Here is a 19998-nt window from a genome sequence, read left to right on the forward strand (position 1 = left end):
CATGCTCCGTCCCGGTGCTGGGTTCACCGCCAGCCTGCGGTGCCGAGGGGCGCCGCACAAGCCCGGCGGGGTGTCACGTACGGGCCAGGGCCAGCACCTCGTCCAGGCCCTCACGCATGCACTCCACGAGCACGGGCAGGTCGGGCACGACGGAGCCGTCGACGGTCAGCCCCACGCAGCAGGTGCCGGCGTGCGGTGCCATCGCCGCCATCACGGCGACCCCGGGCAGCGGCCCGAACGGGTACGTCCGCTCCACCTTCGCGCCGGCCAGGTACGTCTCGCACGGCGCGCCGGGGAACGTCGAGGCGGACAGGTCCGCGGCCCCCGGGAGCCGGCCGACCGTGGCCCGCACCGCTGACGGGACCCGGTTGAGCACCGGCAGGAGCACGGAGGTGCTGCCCAGCGCCGGTTCCACCCGCAACGACAGCGCGGTGCCGCGGAGCTCGGCGATGCGTTCCGCGGCGTCCTCGACCCCCACCGGCGCGGCGACCGTCGCGCCGGCCCACTCGTTGCCGCCCATCGGGTCGTCCGACCGGTGCAGGCTGAGCGGCATCGTCATCGACATCCGCGCCAGGTCGGTGCCGTGCCTCGCGTGGTAGCGGCGCATCCCGCCGAGCAGCGCGGCCAGGTAGGCGTCGCCGGCCGACCCACCGGCCACCTCCCCCGCCGCGCCCAGCTCGGCCAGGGAGCATTCGAGGACGCCGAACCTCCAGGACTTCCCGGTCCGGCCGCGGAACAGCGGTGAGCCGGGCACGGACCAGGGTGCCACGGTACGCCGCAGCGACCCGACGAACCGCAGCGCGCTTCCGGCCGCCGACTCGGGGTGGGTCAGCGCGTGGGCCGCGGCCGAGACGAGCTTCCCGGCCGCCGACGGGAGCGCCAGCGCCTGCTCGGCGAGCTCGTCGGCGGCCAGCCGTCCGGCGTCCGGCACGGGATCGGGCCGTGGTGGCGCCACGGGCTTGTCGTCGGTGTGCTCGCGGCGCCGGCTCTGCAGCAGGGACACCAGCTGGACGCCGCCCGGGCCGTCGGTGAGGGTGTGATGCAGCTTGAGGAAGTACGCGGCCCGCCCGCCCGGGAGCCCCTCGATCAGCGTGCCCTCCCACAGGGGACGCGTACGGTCCAACGGCACCATCGCGGCGCCCTGGGCGTACGCCAGCACCCCGGCCATCGCACCGGGGGCGGGCAGGCGTACCCGCCGCAGGTGATAGTCCAGGTCGAACGCGCGGTCGGGCACCCACGCCGGCGGCCCGACCGGTACGGCCGGCTCGAGCACCCGGCTGCGCATCCGGGGCACCAGCCGGGTCGCCCACTCGTGCGCCGCGTGCAGCCGCTCCCAGTCCGGCGCCGTGTCCAGCATCATCAGCACCGAGATCGTCGAGGACCGGCGCGGATGCCGCTCGCTGCGCCACAGGAAGGTCTCGAGCTCGTTCATCCGGTCCTCGGCGGGCCACTCGCCGGCCCGCGCCCACGCCTGCTCGTTCGTGGTCACCACGCCTCCCCGTCCACCTCGTGCCCGGGCGTGACGCGCAGCAGCCCCCGGTACGTCTCCTCGACCGGCTGCCGGTGGTTGAGCACCGCGTCGACCTCCCGGACGATCGGCATCTCGACGCCCCGCTCGGCGGCGAGCCGGATCACCGCCGCGGTGGTCCGTACGCCCTCGGCCACCTGGTTCATCGACGCCATGATGTCCTCGAGCGGCCGGCCGCGCCCGAGCTCGAACCCGACGAACCGGTTGCGGCTGTGCGGGCTGACGCAGGTGACGACGAGGTCGCCCATGCCGGCGAGGCCGGCGAGCGTCTCCGCGCGCCCGCCCATCGCCACGCCCAGCCGGGTCAGCTCGTGCAGCGACCGGGTGATCACCATGGCCCGGGTGTTGTCGCCGGCGCCCAGCCCGTCGCCGAAGCCCACCGCGATCGCGAACACGTTCTTCAACGCCCCGGCGATCTCCACCCCGACCACGTCCTCGCTGGTGTAGACGCGGTAGCGGGAGGTGTGCACCAGGCCCTGCAACGCCTGCGCGGTGCGGTGGTCCGGCATGGCCAGCGTCGCCGCCGCCGAGTAGCCCTGCACGACCTCCCGGGCGATGTTGGGGCCGGAGAGCACCCCGGCCGGGTGCCCGGGCAGCTCCTCGCCGATCACCTCGGTCATCCGCAGCAGCGACCCCTGTTCCAGGCCTTTGACCAGGCTCACCACCGGGATGAACGGGCGTACGTGCTCGGCGACCTGCTTGAGCACGTCGCGCAGGTACTGCGACGGGACCCCGGCGACGAGGACGTCGGCGTCGCTGACCGCCTCGGCCAGGTCCGCGGTGGCGCGCAGGCCGGGTGCGAGGTCGAAGCCGGGCAGGTACCGCGGGTTGCGATGGGTCTCGTTGACCGCCGCGGCGATCTCGGGGTCCCGTACCCACAGCAGCGTCCTCGTCTTGCGCGCGGCGATGGAGGCGACGGTCGTGCCCCAGGTGCCGCCGCCGAGGACGGTGAGCCGGGGCCTGCGGCCGGTCATCGCCGCGCCGCCCCGGGCCAGTCCGCCAGCGTGTCCGCGAAGCGCTGCCGCACCCCGGCGATCCGTTCGTCCAGCTCCTCGACCGTCCAGCCGGCGGTGTCCACGGGGTCCAGCACGGCGACGTCGACCGTGCCCGGGTTGACCACGAGCGACCGCCGCCAGGCCAGTTCGCCGGTGTTGCGCAGCACGATCGGGACGATCGGCACGCCGGCCTGCAGCGCGATGTGGAACGCGCCCTTCTTGAACCGGCCCAGGCTCGGCGTCGGCATCCGGGTGCCCTCGGGCATGACGAGGATCGAGGTGCCCGCACGCAGCCTGCGCACGACCCCGTCCAGGGACTCCTTCGCCTTCGCCAGGGTGCCGCGGTCGATCCACGCCGGGTCGAGTACCGCGCCGATGACCAGCATCCGCGGGTCGAAGCGGGCCTCCTTCTTGGTCACGGCGGTGAAGTCACGCCGCAGCAGCGCGCCGAGCACGAGAGCGTCCAGGGTGCTCTGGTGGTTGGCGATGAACACCGCGGGCCGGGTCGTGAGCTTCTCCTCGCCGATCACATTGAGCTTCACGCCGGCGAGGGCGAGCCCGCTCCGGGCGGCGAGCCCGATGCTCGCGTTCACCCCGCCGCGACGGTCGCCCCTGAGCCACCCGTACGCCGCGCCGGCGGCCAGGCCGAGGTTCACGCCCGCCACCGCGCCGAGGGTGCCGGCGTACGCGCGCAGCCCCGCGGATCTCGGCTCCCGGAGCATCAGCACCGGCCAGTCGTACTCCTCGGCGGCCCGGCGCAGCAGCGGGTGCGGGTTCGTGGCGTACGGCCGCCCCACGGAACCCAGGAACGCGATGTCCTCCGAGCCGTTGGCGTACCCGTGGCTGCGGGCGAGGTCGATGTCCCGGGTGCGCGCGAAGGCCCGTACCGCGGCCGCCTTCCGTTCGCCCCACAGCATGCCGGTGGTGCTGTGCCCGGTGAGGATGCCGTCCTCCTCCTCCAGCTCGGTGCAGACCAGGTGCGGGATGCCCAGGTCGCGGGCGACCGGCTCGATCTGCACCCGGGTGGCCGAGGACGCCACCACGACGGTGTGGCCGCGGCGCAGATGCGCCCGGACCAGGTCGCGGACCTCCGGCCGGATCGTCCCGGCGATCCGCTGCACGAACAGCCGCTCGCCGACCTCGGTCACCGATGCCACGGTCCGGCCCCGCAGCGCGGCGAAGCCGATGTCGCCGATCGTGTGCGGGTTGCCGCCGAGCACGGTCCCGTCGACCGCCGCGACGATGGTCCGGGCCAGCTCGAGGGCGCCGATCTCGCCCTTGCGCAGGCGCTCCTGATAGACGGCGTTCGCCGTGTACCCGTGCACCAGCGTCCCGTCGAAGTCGAAGAAGGCACCGATCCGCGGCCCCGCGGGCCCGTTGCGGACGCTCTCGATGATGTCGGCGGCGGTGACGCTCATGGCCGGTCCCGCTGCGCCAGCTGGGCGACGACGGTGACCCGGTGGACCGTCTCGCGCATCTCCTCCAGGAACGCGTGGCGGCGCTTGGCCGTGTCCGGCGCGTCGGGCCGGATGAGGTCGCGGTGCTTCGCCAGCCGCAGCGCCGGCTTGAAGAGCTCCAGCGAGACCGACTCCTCGCTGGCGAGGTGCCGCTGCAGCGCCCACTGCCGGCCCACCCGCAGGCATTCGCCGAGGAAGCGCTGCTCGTCGAACGGCTCGTCGTCGTCCTCCCAGGCAGCCAGCCGGTCGGCCACGACGTGGTAGGCGTCCAGGAACGGCCGCAGCACGAGGTGGGCCACGAGCGGCTCGGCGGTCGTCAGCCACCGCCTCGCGTCGGCGGCCCCGAACTCGTGGAACCCGTCGCCCTGCGCGGGGTCCGCGATGGCGAGCTCGGCGGCCATCTCGTCGGCGAACTCGGCGCGCGGCGGGAAGAAGAAATCGAACTTGAGCAGCTCGCGCAGGCGCAGGGTCTCCCGGTTGGCGGTCTGCAGCCCGTTCTCGCCGTCCTCCATCGCCGCGACCAGCCCCAGCTCCCCGATGGCCCGGTCGACCAGCATGTGCACGGCCGTGTTGCGGTAGAAGGCGGCGACCAGGTGCCGGCCCGGGCCGATCCACCAGATCGTCTCGGTGCCACCGTCGTAGCTGGTCAGCACCCCGGAACGGACGAGGTCGTCGAGGGTACGGCGGATGGTGGCCCGGTCGGTCAGGTCCGCCGCACCGGCTACCGGCCGGCCGCGCTGCCTCAGGTAGCGGGCGAGCGGCGCAACGGTGGCGAGCACTTCGTTCACAGTGAGCGCACGGTCGGCGGCGAGCAGGGCCAGGCACACGACCGCGGTCGTCGTCAGCGGCGTGGCGGCGTTGATCCGGCGGCAGGTCTCCAGCGCGATCCGCTCGACCGTCCGCGCCTGGGCCCGCTCGTCGCCGCGCAGCTCGGCCAGCCGTTCCCGCAGCGGCAGGGGCTCGCCGAACTGCAGGTACACCCGGCCGAACCGTTCCCGCTGGGACCGGCCGAAGTCCCACAGCCAGCGCAGGTCCTCCGGGCGCTTGCTGATCCCGCGGGCCTCGTCGGTCATCCTCGGCACCTCGTGCAGCTGCTCGTACACGATGGAGACCGGGACGATCAGCGCCTGGGCGTCGGCCGCGGTGTCCAGCGCGTCGATCATGTAGCGCAGGACGCCGTACGTCGGCGGCCGCAGCTTGCCGGTGCGCGTCCGGCCGCCCTCGATCGACCAGCACAGGTTGCGCCGGTTGCGGATCGTCCGCGCGATGTACGCCCGCAGCACGAACCGGTACACCGGCAGGTCGGTGGTGGAGCGCCGGACGTACACGAACCCGGACCGGCGCAGCAGGTGGTTGAACGGGAACACGTCGAGGTTGGCCCCGGCCAGCACGAGCGCCGGCGTGATGCCGTTCTGCGACACGGCGGCGGGAACGGTGACGCCGTCCAGATAGGAGCGGTGGGAGAACGGGAACAGCAGCGAGTACTTGCGGTCGAGCGCGCGCAGCTGCCGGGTCTGTTCCGGGTCGACGACGAGGTCGTGCGCGCGGGACAACCACCGGCTGAACCGCGCCCAGTCCTTCGGGGCACGGCCGGTGTGCGTGGCGCCGATCTCGCGCAGGTAGCCGGCCGCCTCCGCGCGTACCTCCCCCGCCGGGCGGCCGAGAGATCGGGCGAGCTCGTCGCGCCGCGCCGCGAAGTCCGGGTCGGACAGCAGCTGCGCGACCTCGGGCGGGTCCGTCGCCAGCGGGCCGGTGGGCTCCTCGAACAGGCCCGCCCGCTGCAACGGCCGGCGGGCCCCGACCCGGTCCAGCGAGTTCAGGATCGACGGATGGCCGGTCATGTCCGCGTTCATCGCCACCTCGCAGGTGCGCGCACTGGGAGTATGCAGCCAGTCTTTCCGCGGTGCGGCAGGCGGCTCTACGGCCGAAGGGCCCGGACAGGGCGGCCGTCCGGGCCCTCGCGCCGCACACCGTCACCGTGACAGCACGACCTTGAGCGCGCCGGAGCGCGCCGGGTCGGCGAAGACGTCGTACGCCGCCATGAACTCGTCGAGCCCGAAGCGGTGCGTCACCATGTGGCCGAGGTCGAGCTGCCCCGCCACCAGCATGTCCAGCAGCCTCGGCGTGGAGAACGTGTCGACCAGGCCGGTGGTGATGGTGACGTTACGGATCCACAGCTCCTCGAGGTGCAGCGTGACCGGCTTGCCGTGCACGCCGATGTTGGCGAGGCGGCCGCCGGGCCGGACCAGCTTCGCGCAGAGCTCGAAGGTCTGCGGGGTGCCCACCGCCTCCATCACCACGTCCGCGCCCAGGTCACCGGTCAGGTCCCGCACCGCGGCGACCGGGTCGTCCGTACCGGCCACGACGGTGGTGTCGGCGCCGAACATCTTCGCCGCCTGCAACCGGCTCTCCGCCTTGTCCACCACGACGATGTGCGCGGGCGAGAAGAGCCGCGCCGTGACGACGGCCGCGAGCCCGATCGGGCCGGCGCCGACGATCACCACGGTGTCGCCCGGCCGGACGTGGCCGTTGAGCACGCCGACCTCGTACGAGGTGGGCAGGATGTCGGCCAGCAGCACCGCCGCCTCGTCGCTCACCCGCTCCGGCAGCCGGTACGTCGACAGGTCGGCGAACGGGATCCGGGCGTACTCGGCCTGCACGCCGTCGACGAGGTGGCCGAGGATCCAGCCGCCGCCGCCGAGGCACTGCCCGTACGAGCCCTGCCGGCAGTAGCGGCAGATGCCGCAGGCGGAGATGCAGGAGGCCAGCACCCGGTCCCCGGCTTTGAGCCCCGACACCCCGCTGCCGGTCTCGGTCACCGTGCCGACGGCCTCGTGCCCGAGCACCCGCCCGGAGGCGACCTCGGGCACGTCACCGCCGAGGATGTGCAGGTCCGTGCCGCAGATGGTGACCGCGTCCACCCGGATGATCGCGTCCCGCGGATCCTCGATCGCCGGGTCCGGAATGTCCGTCCAGTTCCGTACTCCCGGTCCGCCGTACACAAGCCCTTTCATGACCGCTCCTCTCGGGTGTCGGTACCTCCACGCTCGTCCCGCCGGGCGCGACAAGGTAGGGACCTCCGGCCCTAGGCTGCGATGCTTCTGCCGGGCCCCGCTCAGAGGCAGGCGCGGGGCAGCCGGAACCACCGCCGCGCCTCGAGGTCGGCGGGCAGCGCCGGGTCGTCGCCGGTGACGCCGGGCCGGTCCCGCAGCAGCCGCCGCCCCTCGGCCAGGTGCTCCGCCAGCGCCTCCTCGCCCAGCGTCCGGCGCGGCGGCGGGCGTTCGGCGCCGAGTTGGAGGTCGGCCAGGCGCAGCGGGGCACCGGCCACCGTCCGGTGCGTCCACAGGCCGGACCGGGGATCGAACCGGTAGTCGGTCAGCAGCCTGTCCCCGTACCGGGCGATGAGGGCGACGGCGTCGACGAGGTAGTCGGCGACCGTGTCGGAGAGGAAGTAGTGCAGGTTGATCCTGCTCCAGCCGGGCTTGAACCCCTCGAACCCCCGGCCGCTCAGCTCCCGGAAGGCCACCGACGCGGCGTCGTCGATGCCGAGCAGGCGATGACCGTACGGCCCGGCGCACGAGCAGCCGCCGCGGGCCTGGATGCCGAACAGGTCGTTGAGCACGGCGACGACGAAGTTGTGGTGCAGGTACCGGTCCCCCGAACGCACCCGGAAGGACGCGATGGGCAGCCGGTCGGCGCGCAGGTTGCCGAGGATCTCGAGGTTCTCCTCGTCCCGCCACCGATGCAGCGCGCGCTCCCACAGCCGGCGCTCCCGGGCGGCGATGAGCTCCACGCCCACCGCCTCCTTGAGGCCGACCACGATCCCGGCCCGGATCGACTCCACGATCGCCGGCGTGCCGGCCTCCTCACGGGCCACCGGGTCGTCGAGATAGCGGTGGCCGCGCGGGTCGACGAAAAGCACGGTGCCGCCGCCGGGCGCGGTGGGCGCCGGGTCGGTCACGAGGTCGCGGCGCAGGACCAGGACCCCCGGGGTCTGCGGGCCGCCGACGAACTTGTGCGGCGACAGGAACACGGCGTCCTTGTGGTCTCCCCGCCCGGGCGCCGACTCCCCCATCCGGATCGGCACGTACGGCCCGGCGGCCGCGTAGTCCCACAGCGACAGCGCACCGTGGGCGTGCAGCAAGCGCGCGATGGCCGCGGTGTCCGACAGGATCCCGGTCACGTTGGAGGCCGCCGAGAAGCTGCCGATCCGCAGCGGGCGCCCGGCGTGCCGCACCAGCTCCTGCCGCAGGTGCGCCAGGTCCACATGTCCGTCCGGGTCGGCGTCGATGGTGACGACGTCGGCGATCGACTCGCGCCACGGCAGCTCGTTCGAGTGGTGCTCGTACGGCCCCACGAACACCACCGGACGCTCCGCGGGCGGGATCCGCTTGCTCAGCCCGTACCGGCGGTCGAGGGTTCCGGGCAGCCGCAGCCCGAGGATGCCGACCAGCTTGTTCACCGCGGCCGTGGCGCCCGACCCGCAGAACACGACCAGGTCGTCCGGCCCGCCGCCGACCGCACGGTGGATGGCCTGCCGCGCCTCCTCGCGCAGCGCGCCCGTCTGCCGCCCGGTGCCGGACGACTCGGTGTGCGTGTTGGCGTACCAGGGCAGGACCCGGTCCCGGATGACGTCCTCGACGAAGTCCAGCGCCCGGCCGGAGGCGGTGTAGTCGGCGTACGTGATGCGGCGTGGCCCGTACGGCCCGTCGAGCACCAGCCCCTCACCGATGACGCCCTCGCGGATCCGCTCCATCAGCGGGGACGAGGGTGCGTCGCCCTCCGCGGCCGGCGTGGCACGGACAACCGTCACGGCGACCCCCTCCCGCCCGGCAACTCCGCCGTTTCCGGCACAGTAACCATGCGGCGCCCGCACCCGCGTAACTTCTTGCCCGTAGGGGCACGGGCGGCGCCGCGCACCGCTCACGGCAGAGATGGGGTTCCGGGCATGGGAGAACCGTCCGACGACCGGTGGCTCGGTGAGGTCGCCGCGGGGGCGAGCCGGGACGCCGGCGGGGTGCCGGTGGAGCTGCTCGGCGACTACCTGCCGCTGCTCGCCGATGCGGCGATCACCGGCCGCCGGCCGAAGCGGGCCGAGCTGGAGGCCGTGGAGACGCTCGGGCGGCGCGCCGCGGAGCAGGGCATCTCGGCCGGACGGGCGGTGCAGCTGTACCTGTCCGCGGCACGCCGGCTCTGGCAGGACCTTCCGGCGGTCGTCCGCAGCCGGGACCGGGAGGCGGTCCGGGCCGCCGCCTCGGCCGTGCTGCAGGTGATCGACGACGCCGTCGCGACGCTCGCCGAGGGGTACGCCCAGGCCCGGCGGGACCTCGTCCGGCGCGAGGAGGCGCTGCGCCGCGAGCTCGTGGACGATCTTCTGCGGGGCGACTCCGACCCCGGCGCGCTGGTGGACCGGGCCGAGCCGTTCGGTCTGGACCTGGCCCGGTCCCACCAGGTCGCGCTGGCCGCGCCGAGCCGGCGGCTGCCCGACACGGAGACGGCGATCACCGCGCTCGAGGCGGTGATCTTCAACCGGATGGGTGACCGGGACGTGCTCGTGGCCACCAAGGAGGGCCTGCTCGTGGTGCTCGCGCCGGCCGACGGCGACCCCGGCCGGCCGACACCCCCCGGCCTGGGCCGGTTGATGCACGACGAACTGCGCCGGCTGCCCCGCGGACGGCCGTGGCGGGTCGCCGTCGGCCGGCCCCACAGCGGGCTGTACGGCATCGCCCGCTCGTACGAGGAGGCCCGCGAGGCCCTGACCATGGCGACGCGGCTGCGGCTGGAGGCCCCCGTCGTCAACGCGCGGGACCTGCTGATCTACCGCGTGCTGCTGCGCGACCAGCCCGCGATCGCCGAGCTGGTGCAGGCGGTGCTCAGCCCGCTCGAGCAGGCCCGCGGCGGTGCCGAGCCGTTGCTGGGCACGCTGCAGGCGTACTTCGACACCGGCGGCGTCGCGACGGACACCGCCCGGCGCATCCACGTGTCCGTCCGGACGGTCACCTACCGGCTGCAGCGCATCAAGGACCTGACCGGCTACAGCCCGTCCGATCCCGCGCACCGCTTCACCCTTCAGGCGGCGGTGCTGGGCGCCCGGGCGCTCGAGTGGCCGCAGAAGCCGGTCCCGCACCCGGCCTGAGCCCCGGCGCGGCCCGTTTGCCGAGAGCCGGCAATCTCCGGTCCCCCGGTTCGCCGCCGGGCGCCCTGCCGGCGGCTGCGCCCGTGGGGAAGGCTGGTGACAGATCGGTGAGGAGGCCCCGCGATGCTCGACCAGGTCCGGCAGCAACCCGTCGTCGTCGGCGTCGACGGCTCACCCGGCTCCAAGGCCGCCCTGCGGTGGGCGCTGCGGCTGGCCGGCCGCAGCGGCGCGGACGTCGAGGCCGTGTCGGTCTGGAAACCGCAGCCGGCGTCCTCCTACGGGGTCGAGTGGGCGGCGGCGGTCATGGCCACCGGGGACGATCTCGCCGCCGACACCGAGCGGATGCTGCTCGACACCCTCGTCGAGGTCGCCCGCCGCTACGGCCCGTCGGTGCCGATCCGGCCCCGCGTGCTCCGTGGCCGCCCGGCCGACGAGCTGCTGAGGGCCGCGCGAGAGGCGCAACTGCTCGTCCTGGGCGGCCCCGCCCACGGCACCGTCGCGGGGCTGCTGCTCGGCTCCGTCAGCCATCGCTGCGTGCAGCGGGCGACCTGCCCCGTGCTCGTGATTCCCGCGGAGGCCGAGGCCGGTCCGTCCCGGTACGGCCGCCAGCCGGGCACCGTCACCGCACCGTGGGCCTGACCCCGCGGTGATTGCCGGCAGCCGGCAACCGGGACCGCCTCAGCCGGGAAGCGAGAACGGGCGCGGAAGCTCGGGCATCAACACATTGCCCAGCTCCGGAACGCGCCGTTCCAGGTCCTCCCGCAGCAACTGGTAATAATGTTGCGCGAAGTCGGCCAGGTTGGCGACCGCGCTCTCGAACGCCACCCTGTCAATTTCGATCTTGGCCACCGCGGAATCGTGCGTCCGCTGCGCCGAATCGACGTCGCGCATCGCGTTCTCGCGCGATTCCTCCCATACCTGCGTCGCCTTTGCGCGGGCCTCCGCGACCAGCTCCATGGCGTCGCGGCGGGCGTCCTCGAGGTGGTCCTCGGCGGTGCGCCGGGCCATCACCAGCACCGCCGGGACGGCCTCGCCGGCCCGGTCCGGCTCGGGACCGGGACGTCGCGTGCGGGCATCGTCCAGCTCCGCGCGGAGCCGCCCGGCCTGCCGCTCGGCCTCGGCCCGCTCGTCCTGCAGCCGCCGGAGCCGCGCCGCGAGGTCCTCGAGCTCGTGCCGGGAATCGGGACCCGCGTGGACGACCTCGTCGCGCAACCGCCGGTTGCTGTCCAGCAGCCGCCCGAGCTCGGCCTCGACCTCGGTGAGGAAGGCGTCGACCTCTTCCTCGTCATAGCCGCGCTTTCCCACGGGCGGCTTGTTGAAGAAGACGTTGCGAACATCCTCCGGCGTTAAAGGCATTGCCGCTCTTCCGCCCTTCGCTGACGCGATCCCTGAGCGGCTCAGAATACAAGACCGATCGCGCCGGCACGTCCGTACCAATTGTCACGGCATTTGCGTCACCTGGCGGCCTCGCGGCCCTGGACCAGGGCACGCAGCGAGACCTTCGAGAACTTCCCGGTGGCCGTCTTGGGGATCTCGTCCACCACGATGATCCGTTCGGGGATCCACCACGACGCGACGGTTCCCGCGAGGTGGGCGCGCAGGTCCTGCTCGTCGAGCGACTCGCCGGGGACGAGCACGACGCAGGCCAGCGGCCGCAGGTGACGACCGGGCTGGTCTCGGTCATCCCCCACGCGTTGGTCAGCGGGACCCCGGCACCGTCCTGCCACGCTTCGGACAGGGTGTCGGGTACGGAGCCGCCTCCCGAGACCACCATGCGCAGGCTGCTCAGATCCGCTTCGAGACCGCGGGCCGGTGCTGCGACCTCCTGCAGAGCCTGGGCGTGACGGACCGGGGAGCGACGGCCGACGAGTACGCCATGTTCGCCCTGCTGTTCGACACCGGCCGCGCCCAGGAACTCGACCGGTTCCTGGGCGACACGCTGCAGCCGCTGCTGGACTACGACGCGCGCAGGTCCACCCGGCTCGTGGCCACCCTGTCCGCGTACTTCACGCACTCCGGCAACCTGACCCGTACGGCCGGCGCCCTGCACGTGCACCTGAACACGCTGCTCAAGCGTCTCGACCGGGCCGGGAGCCTCCTCGGCCCGGACTGGCGTGAACCGGATCGCGCCCTGCAGCTGCAGGTGGCGCTGCGGCTGCACGACCTGCGTGGCCAGCTCGACCGCCCGTAGCGTCAGGGCCGCAGGTTCTCCAGGTCCGCGAGCAGGCCGGGGTGCACCGGCCGCCATCCGAGGGTCTCGCGGGTGTGAGCGCTGGACGCCGGCTGGTCCATCGCGAAGATCGGCCCGAACGGTCCGAACGTGTCCGCCGGCACGGGCTCGACCGGCAGGCCGAGGCGCCGGCCCACGACGGCGGCGATGTCGCGCACAGCGTCGCCCTCGTCGGCCACCGCGTGCCACACCGTCCCGGCCGGTGCCGATTCAAGCGCGATCCGGAACAGCGCCGCCGCGTCGAGGGCGTGCACGGCCGGCCAGCGCTGGGTTCCGTCGCCCGGATAGCCGGCGACCCCGGTGCGGCGGGCCGCCTCGGCGAGCAGCCCGGCGAAGCCGCCCTCTCCTCTGTTGTGGACGGTGCGTGGCATGCGTACGGCCACGGCACGCACCCCGCGCGGGGCCAGCGCCAGCAGTGCGTTGACCGACTGCCCGCGCCGCCCCACCGGTCCGTCGGTCGGCGTGGGATCGGCCTCGGTGGAGGCGCGACCGGGGACCCACGGCGTGCCGGAGACCGTGACGATGGGCCGTCCGGTGCCGATCAGCGTCTCACCCAGCGCGGCCATCGCGGCGGCCTCCTCGGCCATCGCCGTGGTGAGGGCGTCCGGGCTGCTGAAGTCGTGCCCGAACGCGAGGCTGATCACGCCGTCGGTGCGGGCGGCGCCCTCGCGCAGGACGTCGAGGTCGGCCAGGCCGCCGCGCAGCACCTCGGCGCCGGCCTCCTTGAGGGCCCGCTCGGCGCCGTCCGAGCGGGCCAGGGCGAGAACGGCGTGGCCGTGGCCGAGCAGTTCGGCGATCACGGCCGAGCCGATGGTGCCGGTGCCGCCGGTGACGAAGACCTGCATGGTGACGCTCCAGGGGTGATGGGAGTGTTGTCCCATCACCGTAGCACCGTGACGGGACAGTTGTCCCATCGCGAGGGCGTCGCCTACGATGGGCCCGTGGCGCGATGGCAACCGGAGACGACGCAGCGCCTCGTCGTCGCCGCCGTCGACCTGTTCACCGAGCAGGGGTATGACGCGACCACGGTGGCGCAGATCGCGGAACGGGCCGGGGTCACCAAGAGCACGTTCTTCCGGCACTTCTCCGACAAACGGGAGCTGCTGGTCGCCGGTCAGGAGACGTTGAGCCGGCTGCTCGCCGAGGGCATCGCCGAAGCGCCGCCCGGCGCCGCCCCGCTCGACGCCGTGGCCGCCGGGCTCGAACGGGCGTCGAGCGAGATGGGACCGGCCAACCGGGAGCTGGGCCCACGCCTCAAGGCGGCCGTGGCGGCCAGCACCGAACTGCAGGAACGGGACGCCCTCAAGAGCGTCGGTCTCGCGGCCGCCATGACCGGGGCGCTGGTCGCCCGCGGCGTGCCGGAGCTGACCGCCCAGCTCGCGGCGGAGCTGGGGGTTCTCGCGTTCAAGCGCGGCTATGCACAGTGGTCCGAGGGCGACCGCGACGACGACAGCGGGCTGGCCCCGCACGCCCTGGCCGCCCTGAAAGACCTGCGAACGGCTACCGCGTCACTGGCCTGACGGCAACGCGGGCAGCGCACGCCTGTCGAGCCACGCGGTGAACAGCCCGTCGAGGGGCTTCCCGGTGAAACGCTGGGCGTGCGCGCGGAACCCGGCCGTCGTCACCGTGCCGTGCCGGTGCTCGGCGACCCAGGCCCGCAGAAGCGCGAAGAACGCCTCCTCCCCGACCGTCTTGCGCAGCGCGTGCACCGCGAGCGCGCCGCGCTTGTAGACCAGCGGGTCGAACATCCGGTCCACCCCGGGATCGGCGATGACGACGTTCGCCGGGCGGGACGCCACCTCGGCGTACCAGCGGGCGGCCAGGGCGTCCGCCGGCGGGCCGCCGCCGACGCCCGACCACAGCCATTCCGCGTACGTGGCGAAGCCCTCGTTGAGCCAGATGTGCCGCCAGTCCGCGACGGTGAGGCTGTTGCCGAACCACTGATGCGCGAGCTCGTGCGCGACGAGCCGCTCGTGGGTGCGCCGCCCGTCGACGTGGTTACGGCCGAAGACCGCCATGCCCTGCGCCTCGACCGGGTCGTCGAGGTCGTCGTCGGCGACCACCACGACGTACTCGCCGAACGGGTACGGGCCGAAGAGCCGCTGGAAGGCCTCCATGATCTCGCCCTGCCGGCCGAAGTCGTGCAGGACGCCGGCGCGCAGGGCGGGCGGGACCGCGGCGCGCTGCAGCACCCCGCCGTACGCGAGATCCACCCGCTCGTAGCGGCCGATCTGGACGCTCATGAGGTACGGCGAGGTCGGCTCGCGGCGCTCGTACACCCAGGTGGTGGAGCCCGCGCCGCGCCGGCGGGACACGGGGTCACCGGTCACCAGCACCGTGTACGCCGACGACGTGGTCAGCGCCACCCGGAACGTCGCCTTGGCGCCGGGCTGGTCGTCGCACGGGAACCACGACGGTGCCCCGTTGGGCTGGCTGGCCACGAGCGCGCCGTCGGTCAGCTCGTCCCAGCCGATGTCGCCCCAGCGGCCCGGGATCGGCAGCGGCTTGCCCGCGTACCGGACCTCGACCCGGAAGGTCTCGCCGGCGGCGAGCGGGCGCTCCGGCTTGATCTGCAGCTTGTCCGGCCGGTGGGTGTACTTCGCCGGCCGGCCGTTCACCCGCACGTCCTCGACCCGCAGCCGCCCGAGGTCGAGGGTGAACCGGGACAGCGCGTGCGCGGCCACCGCGGTGACGGTCGCCCGGCCGGACAGCCGGTTCGCGACGATCCGGTAGTCGAGGTCGAGGTCGTAGTGCAGGACCCGGTAGCCGCCGTTGCCGTGCCCGGGAAGGTACGAGTCGGCCGAACGGTCGGCACCGGGCGTGGCACCGCCCGGCACCTTCGAGATCATGCCCGGCGCGCGGCCGACGCCGGCCAGGCCGCGATCGGGTTGCCGAGCCACCGGCTGTTCTCGGGCACGGCGTCGCCGCGGGTCACCAGCGAACCGGGCCCGACGCAGCTCCGCGCGCCGATGCTCGCGCCGGGCAGGATGATGCCGTGCGGCCCCATCGTGGCGCCCGCCCCGAGACTCACCTCGTGCATGCTCATCACACGATCATGGAACAGATGGGTCTGCACCACACAACCGCGGTTCACCGTCGCGCCGTCGCCGAGCCGCACGAGGTCGTACTCGGGCAGCCAGTAGGTCTCCAGCCACACACCCCGCCCGATCGTCGCGCCGAGCGTGCGCAGCCAGGCCGTGAGCAGCGGCGTGCCGCTCGCGAAGCGGACCAGCCAGGGTGCGGCGAGCACCTCGACGAACGTGTCGGCCAGCTCGTTGCGCCACACGAAGGACGTCCACAGGGCGCGGTCGGCGACCCGGAACCGCCCCACCAGCAGCCACTTCGCGGCGGTCGCGGTGGCCGCGGCGACGATCGCCGCGGCCAGCAGCACCGGCCCGGCGGCGAGCGCGGCCGCCCAGCCACCGGCCAGCTCCCACACGGACGCGAGCGCCGCGAGCACGCCCACCGCCAGCGCCGCGGCACACATCACGGGCACGATGCGGCACAGTTCGACCGCGGCGCGGGCCAGCTTGAGGCGCAGCGGCGGGTCGAACGTGCGGCTGGTGTCGGCCGACTCGACCGTACGGCGCAGCGGCATCGGCGGCGCGCCGAGCCACGACGAGCCCTTCTTCGCCTTGCGCGGCGCCGAGGAGAGCACGCCGACGAGGCCCCGCTTGGGCACCGAACGACCGGGCGCGGCCATCCCGGAGTTGCCGAGGAACGCCTGCTTGCCGATGCGGGCCGGCTCGACCCGCAGCCAGCCGTGGCTCAGCTCGTACGTGGCCACCATCGTGTCGTCGGCCAGGAACGCCCCGTCCGCGACCGTGGTCATCGCCGGCAGCGCGAGCACCGTCGACGCCTCCACGCCGCGTCCCACCTTCGCGCCCAGCAGCCGCAGCCACACCGGCGTGAACAGGCTGGCGTAGAGCGGGAACAGCCCGGTGCGGGCCATGCCCATCAGCCGCTCGGTCGTCCACACCTGCCACGCCACCCGGCCCTGGACGGGGTGGTAGCCGGCGCGCAGGCCGATGCTCAGCGCGCGGACGGCCACGAGCACGACGAGCGCATAGCAGAGGACGTACGCCACGGCAGCCGCGGCGACAGCGGCCAAGACCTGACCGGCGGCCGGACGGGACGTCAGCGTCCCGGCGAGGAGGGCCAGGCCGGGCAGGGCGGCCAGGACCGGCACGAGACCCAGGAGCTGGGCGGTCACGCCGTACGCGGCGGTCCAGAATCGGGATCGCATCCGCGAGCGCGACGGGCGCTGGGCGGGCCACGCGGCCCGCTCCGGGGCGGCGGGCGCCGCCGGCGACCCGGACCAGCGCCGGCCGGCCGGCACGGCGCCGGTCACGGTCGAGCCGGCGGCGATCCGCGCGCCCTTGCCGATCCGGGCGCCCGGCATGAGCGTGCTGCGGGATCCGACCCGCGCGCCCGCGCCCACCCGCACCTTGCCGACGCGGACGATGTCGCCGTCGACCCAGTGGCCGGACAGGTCGACCTCCGGCTCGATGGCCGCGCCGCGGCCGAGCTTGAGCAGCCCGGTGACCGGCGGCGCCGAGTGCAGGTCGACGTCGGGCCCGATCTGCGCGCCGAGCGCCCGGGCGTACGTGATCATCCAGGAGGCCCCCGCGACGCTGGTCGCGCCGGTCAGCTCGGCGAGCCGCTCGGCGGCCCACAACCGCACGTGTACGCCGCCGCCGCGCGGGTAGTTCCCGGGCCGTACGCCGCGCAGCAGCATCCGGGCCCCGCCCGCGGCGATCGCGATCCGGCCGAGCGGGCTGTACAGCAGCACCCAGCCGAGCGCCACCCACCACCACGACACCGCCGGTGCCCACGGCGCCGGCACGAGCAGCGAGACGACGTTGCCGAGCGCGGCGAGGGCGGTCAGCCAGCGCAGCCCGACGAGCGCGAGCATCGGCAGCATCAGCACGGCCTGGGCCGCCCCGGCCCGCCGCGGCGTAGGGCGCACCTCCCGACGGACCGCCGTCATCGTGCCGAGCGCGTCCAGCACGGCCGCCAGCTGCGACAACCTCGGGTTCTTGTAGATGTCGGCGACCGAGACCTGCGGATGCCGGCGCCGGATCCACGCGACGAGCTGCGCCGCGCTGAGGCTGCCACCGCCGCTGCTGAAGAAGTCGGCGTCCGCCGCGGCGGGGCGTACGCCGAGGATCTCCTCCCAGCCGCCGGCGAGCCAGTCCTCGGTCTCACTCAGCTCGCTCGCCGCGCCGGTTCCGGTGGCCAGCGGCCAGGGCAGCGCGGCCCGGTCCACCTTGCCGGAGGTACGGGTGGGCAGCGCCTCCACCACGGCCAGCAGCGGCACCAGCGCGGCGGGCAGCTGCTCCCGGATCCGCAGGGCCGCGGCCGCCAGGTCGAGCTCGGCGCCCTCCTGCGGGACCACGTACCCGACGAGGAGCTGGTTGCCGGCGGCCGTACGCTGCACCGCGGCGGCCGCGCCGGCGACACCGGGCAGCGCCTGCAGCGCGGCGTCGACCTCGCCCAGCTCGATCCGGCGGCCGCCGAGCTTGACCTGCTCGTCGCCGCGGCCCAGGAACAGCAGGCCCTCGGGCTCGGCCCGGACGATGTCCCCGCTGCGGTACGCCCGCTCCCACCCGAGCGCGGGCAGCGGCGCGAACTTCTCCGCGTCCTTCTGCGCGTCCAGGTATCGCGCGAGCCCGGCCCCGCCGATCACCAGCTCGCCGGTCCCACCCATCGCGACCGGCTCACCGGCGGGGTCCACGACCGCGAGCTCCCAGCCGGCGAGCGGCAGCCCGATGCGCACCGGCCCGTCCCCGGTCATCCGCGCGGCGCACGCCACCACGGTCGCCTCGGTCGGCCCGTACGTGTTCCAGACCTCGCGCCCCGGGACGGCCAGCCGGGCCGCGAGCTCGGGCGGGCAGGCCTCGCCGCCGAAGATGAGCAGCCGCACCTCGTCGAGCGCCTCGACGGGCCACAGCGCGGCGAGCGTCGGCACCGTGGAGACCACGGTGATGCGCTGCACGGCCAGCCACGGCCCGAGATCCACGCCGCTGCGCACGAGCGAGCGCTCGGCCGGCACCAGGCACGCGCCGTGCCGCCACGCCAGCCACATCTCCTCGCAGGAGGCGTCGAACGCCACCGACAGCCCGGCGAGCACCCGGTCACCCGGACCGATCGGCCCGCCGGCCTCCGCCGGGTCATCGCCGTCGCGGGTGCCGGCGGCTGCGGCGTCGGTGTCGATGTCGGTGTCGGCGCTGCCGGCGAGCAACAGCTGCGCCTCGGCGTCCACAAAGGCCGCTGCGGACCCGTGGCTGACGGCCACACCCTTCGGGGTGCCGGTCGAGCCCGACGTGAAGATGATCCAGGCGTCGTCGGCCGGCCCGGGCCGCCCGCCGCGGCCCTCGGGAGTGCGGCGCGGCGTCAGGGCGAGGCCGGCGCCGAGGACCGCACACACGCCGGCCTCGGTGAAGACCAGCTCGGCACGCTCGTCGGGATCGTCGGCGTCGACCGGCACGTACGCCGCGCCGGCCGCCAGCACGCCGAGGATGGCCAGATACAGCTCCGCCGTGCCCGAGGGAACCCGGACACCGACCCGGTCGCCGACGCCGATCCCGTGCCCCGCGAGCATCTTGCGCACCGCTTCGACCTCGTCGGCGAGCTCGGCGTACGTCAGTACCGTCGTGCCGTTGTCGAGCGCTTCCGCACCGGGGTGGGCGCGCACCGTCTCGTCGAGCACGTCGACGAGGGTGCGGCGGGCCGGGGCCGCGGAGGACCGGAACAGCGCCGGGGTGGCGATCGACGGAAGGGCGGGCAGCGACAGGTCGGTCGTCACGGTCACCGGGCGTGCACCATCTTCACCTCACGGGTCGGCCTGAGCGACCCTCAACGCTACGTCGCGTGAGCGGGAAATGACGGCGAACCGACGGATTCGTGGTGGGCACCACTGTGAGGTGCCCGACACCTCAGCGCCAGCGTTGCGGGCACCGGCCGGAGCGGCGCAACCGGCCGAGGATGTCCTCGACGGCGTACGCGCCGAGGATTCCGGCGAGGCCGGTGGCGACCGGGGTGGCGAGGTCCTGCAGCAGTGTGTGCATGTCTGTCTGGTCGGCCGGGCCAGGTGCGGCGGCGGGCACGGAACGGGTGCGGGACGGGTGCACGAGGGCCGGCGTCCGGCGGTCGAGTCCGATCGAGGACGTAGTGCTGCCGGTACGGGCGATCCGCGGCCATCCTGCTTCAGGTGAGCGATTACGGATCCACCGGTGCGGCTCCGCGGAGGGGACGGCGCCGCACGCTGCTGGTGCTTCTCCTGTCGCTGCTCCTGCTTCTCCTGGTGCTGCTGCTGCTCGCCTTCTGCGGCCGCGACACCGGAGGCGGCGGGGGCGGTGGCGCCTCTCCACCGCCCGTGGTGACGACGACGCCGACCACAGCGCCACCCGTGTCGCCGTCGGTGTCCGCTCCCCCGTCGGGTCCGACCACGCCGCCGACGACGACCACGTCGCCGGCCGAACCGTCGTCGCGCCCGCCGTCGTCGAAGCCGGTCGTGCCCAAGGGACCGCCGGAGACCGGCGGTGGCAGCACCGCGGGAGTGGACCTGACGCCGACCGTCGCGGGGCTGATCCTGGTGCTGGCGGGCGGGTTGCTGACGGTCCGGCTGGTCCGGCGCCGGCGACAGTAGG

The 19998-nt window shown here is 74.3% G+C and carries 17 protein-coding genes and 1 pseudogene; 5 read left to right on the top strand and 13 right to left on the bottom strand.

From position 1 onward, the window contains the following. Positions 1-73: 73 nt before the first annotated feature. From IT780_RS17145 to IT780_RS17170, 6 genes are all read right to left on the bottom strand, one after another. Positions 74-1489, bottom strand: a complete 1416-nt coding sequence (locus tag IT780_RS17145) for a wax ester/triacylglycerol synthase domain-containing protein (protein WP_199512563.1) — start codon at positions 1487-1489, stop codon at positions 74-76. Beyond that, the gene (locus IT780_RS17150; RefSeq protein ID WP_199512564.1) at positions 1486-2502 is read right to left on the bottom strand and encodes an NAD(P)H-dependent glycerol-3-phosphate dehydrogenase; all 1017 of its coding nucleotides are present in this window, start codon (positions 2500-2502) and stop codon (positions 1486-1488) included. Before IT780_RS17150 ends, IT780_RS17145 begins: the two co-directional genes overlap by 4 nt. Then, complete coding sequence (locus IT780_RS17155) at positions 2499-3941, bottom strand: HAD-IB family hydrolase (protein ID WP_199512565.1); 1443 nt, start codon at positions 3939-3941, stop codon at positions 2499-2501. The genes IT780_RS17150 and IT780_RS17155 overlap by 4 nt, the downstream gene beginning before the upstream one ends. Then, positions 3938-5821 carry a lysophospholipid acyltransferase gene (locus IT780_RS17160; RefSeq protein WP_199512566.1) on the bottom strand — a complete coding sequence of 628 codons (1884 nt, stop codon included), beginning with the start codon at positions 5819-5821 and terminating at the stop codon, positions 3938-3940. The genes IT780_RS17155 and IT780_RS17160 overlap by 4 nt, the downstream gene beginning before the upstream one ends. A gap of 132 nt (positions 5822-5953) precedes the next feature. Beyond that, positions 5954-6994, bottom strand: coding sequence for a zinc-dependent alcohol dehydrogenase family protein (locus IT780_RS17165; RefSeq protein ID WP_199512567.1), 1041 nt, complete (start codon positions 6992-6994; stop codon positions 5954-5956). 101 nt (positions 6995-7095) lie between these two features. Beyond that, positions 7096-8793, bottom strand: a complete 1698-nt coding sequence (locus IT780_RS17170) for an aminotransferase class V-fold PLP-dependent enzyme (RefSeq protein ID WP_307831233.1) — start codon at positions 8791-8793, stop codon at positions 7096-7098. 135 nt (positions 8794-8928) lie between these two features. Here IT780_RS17170 and IT780_RS17175 point away from each other — a divergent pair, with 135 nt between their 5' ends. Both IT780_RS17175 and IT780_RS17180 read left to right on the top strand, forming a co-directional pair. Then, positions 8929-10116: a PucR family transcriptional regulator gene (locus tag IT780_RS17175; protein WP_199512568.1), complete on the top strand. Its 1188-nt coding sequence runs from the start codon at positions 8929-8931 to the stop codon at positions 10114-10116. 123 nt (positions 10117-10239) lie between these two features. Beyond that, positions 10240-10755: a universal stress protein gene (locus IT780_RS17180; RefSeq protein ID WP_199512569.1), complete on the top strand. Its 516-nt coding sequence runs from the start codon at positions 10240-10242 to the stop codon at positions 10753-10755. A 39-nt stretch (positions 10756-10794) separates the two neighbouring features. On the opposite strand, the gene IT780_RS43155 is transcribed toward IT780_RS17180, so the two are convergent. From IT780_RS43155 to IT780_RS43465, 3 genes and pseudogenes are all read right to left on the bottom strand, one after another. Next, a complete protein-coding gene (locus IT780_RS43155) occupies positions 10795-11472 on the bottom strand; it encodes a DivIVA domain-containing protein (RefSeq protein WP_199512570.1) in 678 nt (225 codons plus the stop codon). A 98-nt stretch (positions 11473-11570) separates the two neighbouring features. Continuing rightward, positions 11571-11807 carry an AMP-binding enzyme gene (locus tag IT780_RS17190; protein ID WP_199512571.1) on the bottom strand — a complete coding sequence of 79 codons (237 nt, stop codon included), beginning with the start codon at positions 11805-11807 and terminating at the stop codon, positions 11571-11573. Between the two features lie 11 nt (positions 11808-11818). Next, positions 11819-11890: pseudogene (locus IT780_RS43465) on the bottom strand (hypothetical protein); the annotation flags it as partial. Between the two features lie 66 nt (positions 11891-11956). Here IT780_RS43465 and IT780_RS17195 point away from each other — a divergent pair. After that, entirely contained in the window at positions 11957-12307 is a 351-nt protein-coding gene (locus IT780_RS17195) for a PucR family transcriptional regulator (protein WP_307831234.1), read from the top strand. A 2-nt stretch (positions 12308-12309) separates the two neighbouring features. Here IT780_RS17195 and IT780_RS17200 read toward each other — a convergent pair whose 3' ends face one another. After that, complete coding sequence (locus IT780_RS17200) at positions 12310-13227, bottom strand: SDR family oxidoreductase (RefSeq protein ID WP_233412980.1); 918 nt, start codon at positions 13225-13227, stop codon at positions 12310-12312. A gap of 60 nt (positions 13228-13287) precedes the next feature. Here IT780_RS17200 and IT780_RS17205 point away from each other — a divergent pair, with 60 nt between their 5' ends. Beyond that, on the top strand, positions 13288-13866 hold the full coding sequence (locus IT780_RS17205; RefSeq protein ID WP_199512572.1) for a TetR/AcrR family transcriptional regulator: 579 nt from the start codon (positions 13288-13290) through the stop codon (positions 13864-13866). Here IT780_RS17205 and IT780_RS17210 read toward each other — a convergent pair. From IT780_RS17210 to IT780_RS42715, 3 genes are all read right to left on the bottom strand, one after another. Then, on the bottom strand, positions 13855-15195 hold the full coding sequence (locus IT780_RS17210) for a M1 family metallopeptidase (RefSeq protein ID WP_199512747.1): 1341 nt from the start codon (positions 15193-15195) through the stop codon (positions 13855-13857). The genes IT780_RS17205 and IT780_RS17210 overlap by 12 nt on opposite strands. Next, positions 15192-19160 (bottom strand): Pls/PosA family non-ribosomal peptide synthetase, encoded by a 3969-nt coding sequence (locus IT780_RS17215; RefSeq protein ID WP_199512573.1) that lies wholly within the window; start codon positions 19158-19160, stop codon positions 15192-15194. The genes IT780_RS17210 and IT780_RS17215 overlap by 4 nt, the downstream gene beginning before the upstream one ends. A gap of 124 nt (positions 19161-19284) precedes the next feature. Next, positions 19285-19416 (bottom strand): hypothetical protein, encoded by a 132-nt coding sequence (locus IT780_RS42715; RefSeq protein WP_267910054.1) that lies wholly within the window; start codon positions 19414-19416, stop codon positions 19285-19287. A gap of 143 nt (positions 19417-19559) precedes the next feature. Between IT780_RS42715 and IT780_RS17220 the strand changes: the two genes are divergently transcribed. Then, positions 19560-19997, top strand: coding sequence for a hypothetical protein (locus tag IT780_RS17220; RefSeq protein WP_199512574.1), 438 nt, complete (start codon positions 19560-19562; stop codon positions 19995-19997). Position 19998: the final 1 nt, after the last annotated feature.

It is taken from the genome of Nucisporomicrobium flavum (assembly GCF_016464385.1).
GTDB lineage: Bacteria > Actinomycetota > Actinomycetes > Mycobacteriales > Micromonosporaceae > Actinoplanes > Actinoplanes flavus_A.

What these genes read in the sequence shown, in the direction of transcription:
- IT780_RS17150 (WP_199512564.1), bottom strand. Translation starts at nt 2,502, where the DNA reads ATGACCGGCCGCAGGCCCCGGCTCACCGTCCTCGGCGGCGGCACCTGG.
- IT780_RS17155 (WP_199512565.1), bottom strand. Translation starts at nt 3,941, where the DNA reads ATGAGCGTCACCGCCGCCGACATCATCGAGAGCGTCCGCAACGGGCCC.
- IT780_RS17160 (WP_199512566.1), bottom strand. Translation starts at nt 5,821, where the DNA reads ATGACCGGCCATCCGTCGATCCTGAACTCGCTGGACCGGGTCGGGGCC.
- IT780_RS17165 (WP_199512567.1), bottom strand. Translation starts at nt 6,994, where the DNA reads ATGAAAGGGCTTGTGTACGGCGGACCGGGAGTACGGAACTGGACGGAC.
- IT780_RS17175 (WP_199512568.1), top strand. Translation starts at nt 8,929, where the DNA reads ATGGGAGAACCGTCCGACGACCGGTGGCTCGGTGAGGTCGCCGCGGGG.
- IT780_RS17180 (WP_199512569.1), top strand. Translation starts at nt 10,240, where the DNA reads ATGCTCGACCAGGTCCGGCAGCAACCCGTCGTCGTCGGCGTCGACGGC.
- IT780_RS43155 (WP_199512570.1), bottom strand. Translation starts at nt 11,472, where the DNA reads ATGCCTTTAACGCCGGAGGATGTTCGCAACGTCTTCTTCAACAAGCCG.
- IT780_RS17200 (WP_233412980.1), bottom strand. Translation starts at nt 13,227, where the DNA reads ATGGGACAACACTCCCATCACCCCTGGAGCGTCACCATGCAGGTCTTC.
- IT780_RS17210 (WP_199512747.1), bottom strand. Translation starts at nt 15,195, where the DNA reads ATGATCTCGAAGGTGCCGGGCGGTGCCACGCCCGGTGCCGACCGTTCG.
- IT780_RS42715 (WP_267910054.1), bottom strand. Translation starts at nt 19,416, where the DNA reads ATGCACACACTGCTGCAGGACCTCGCCACCCCGGTCGCCACCGGCCTC.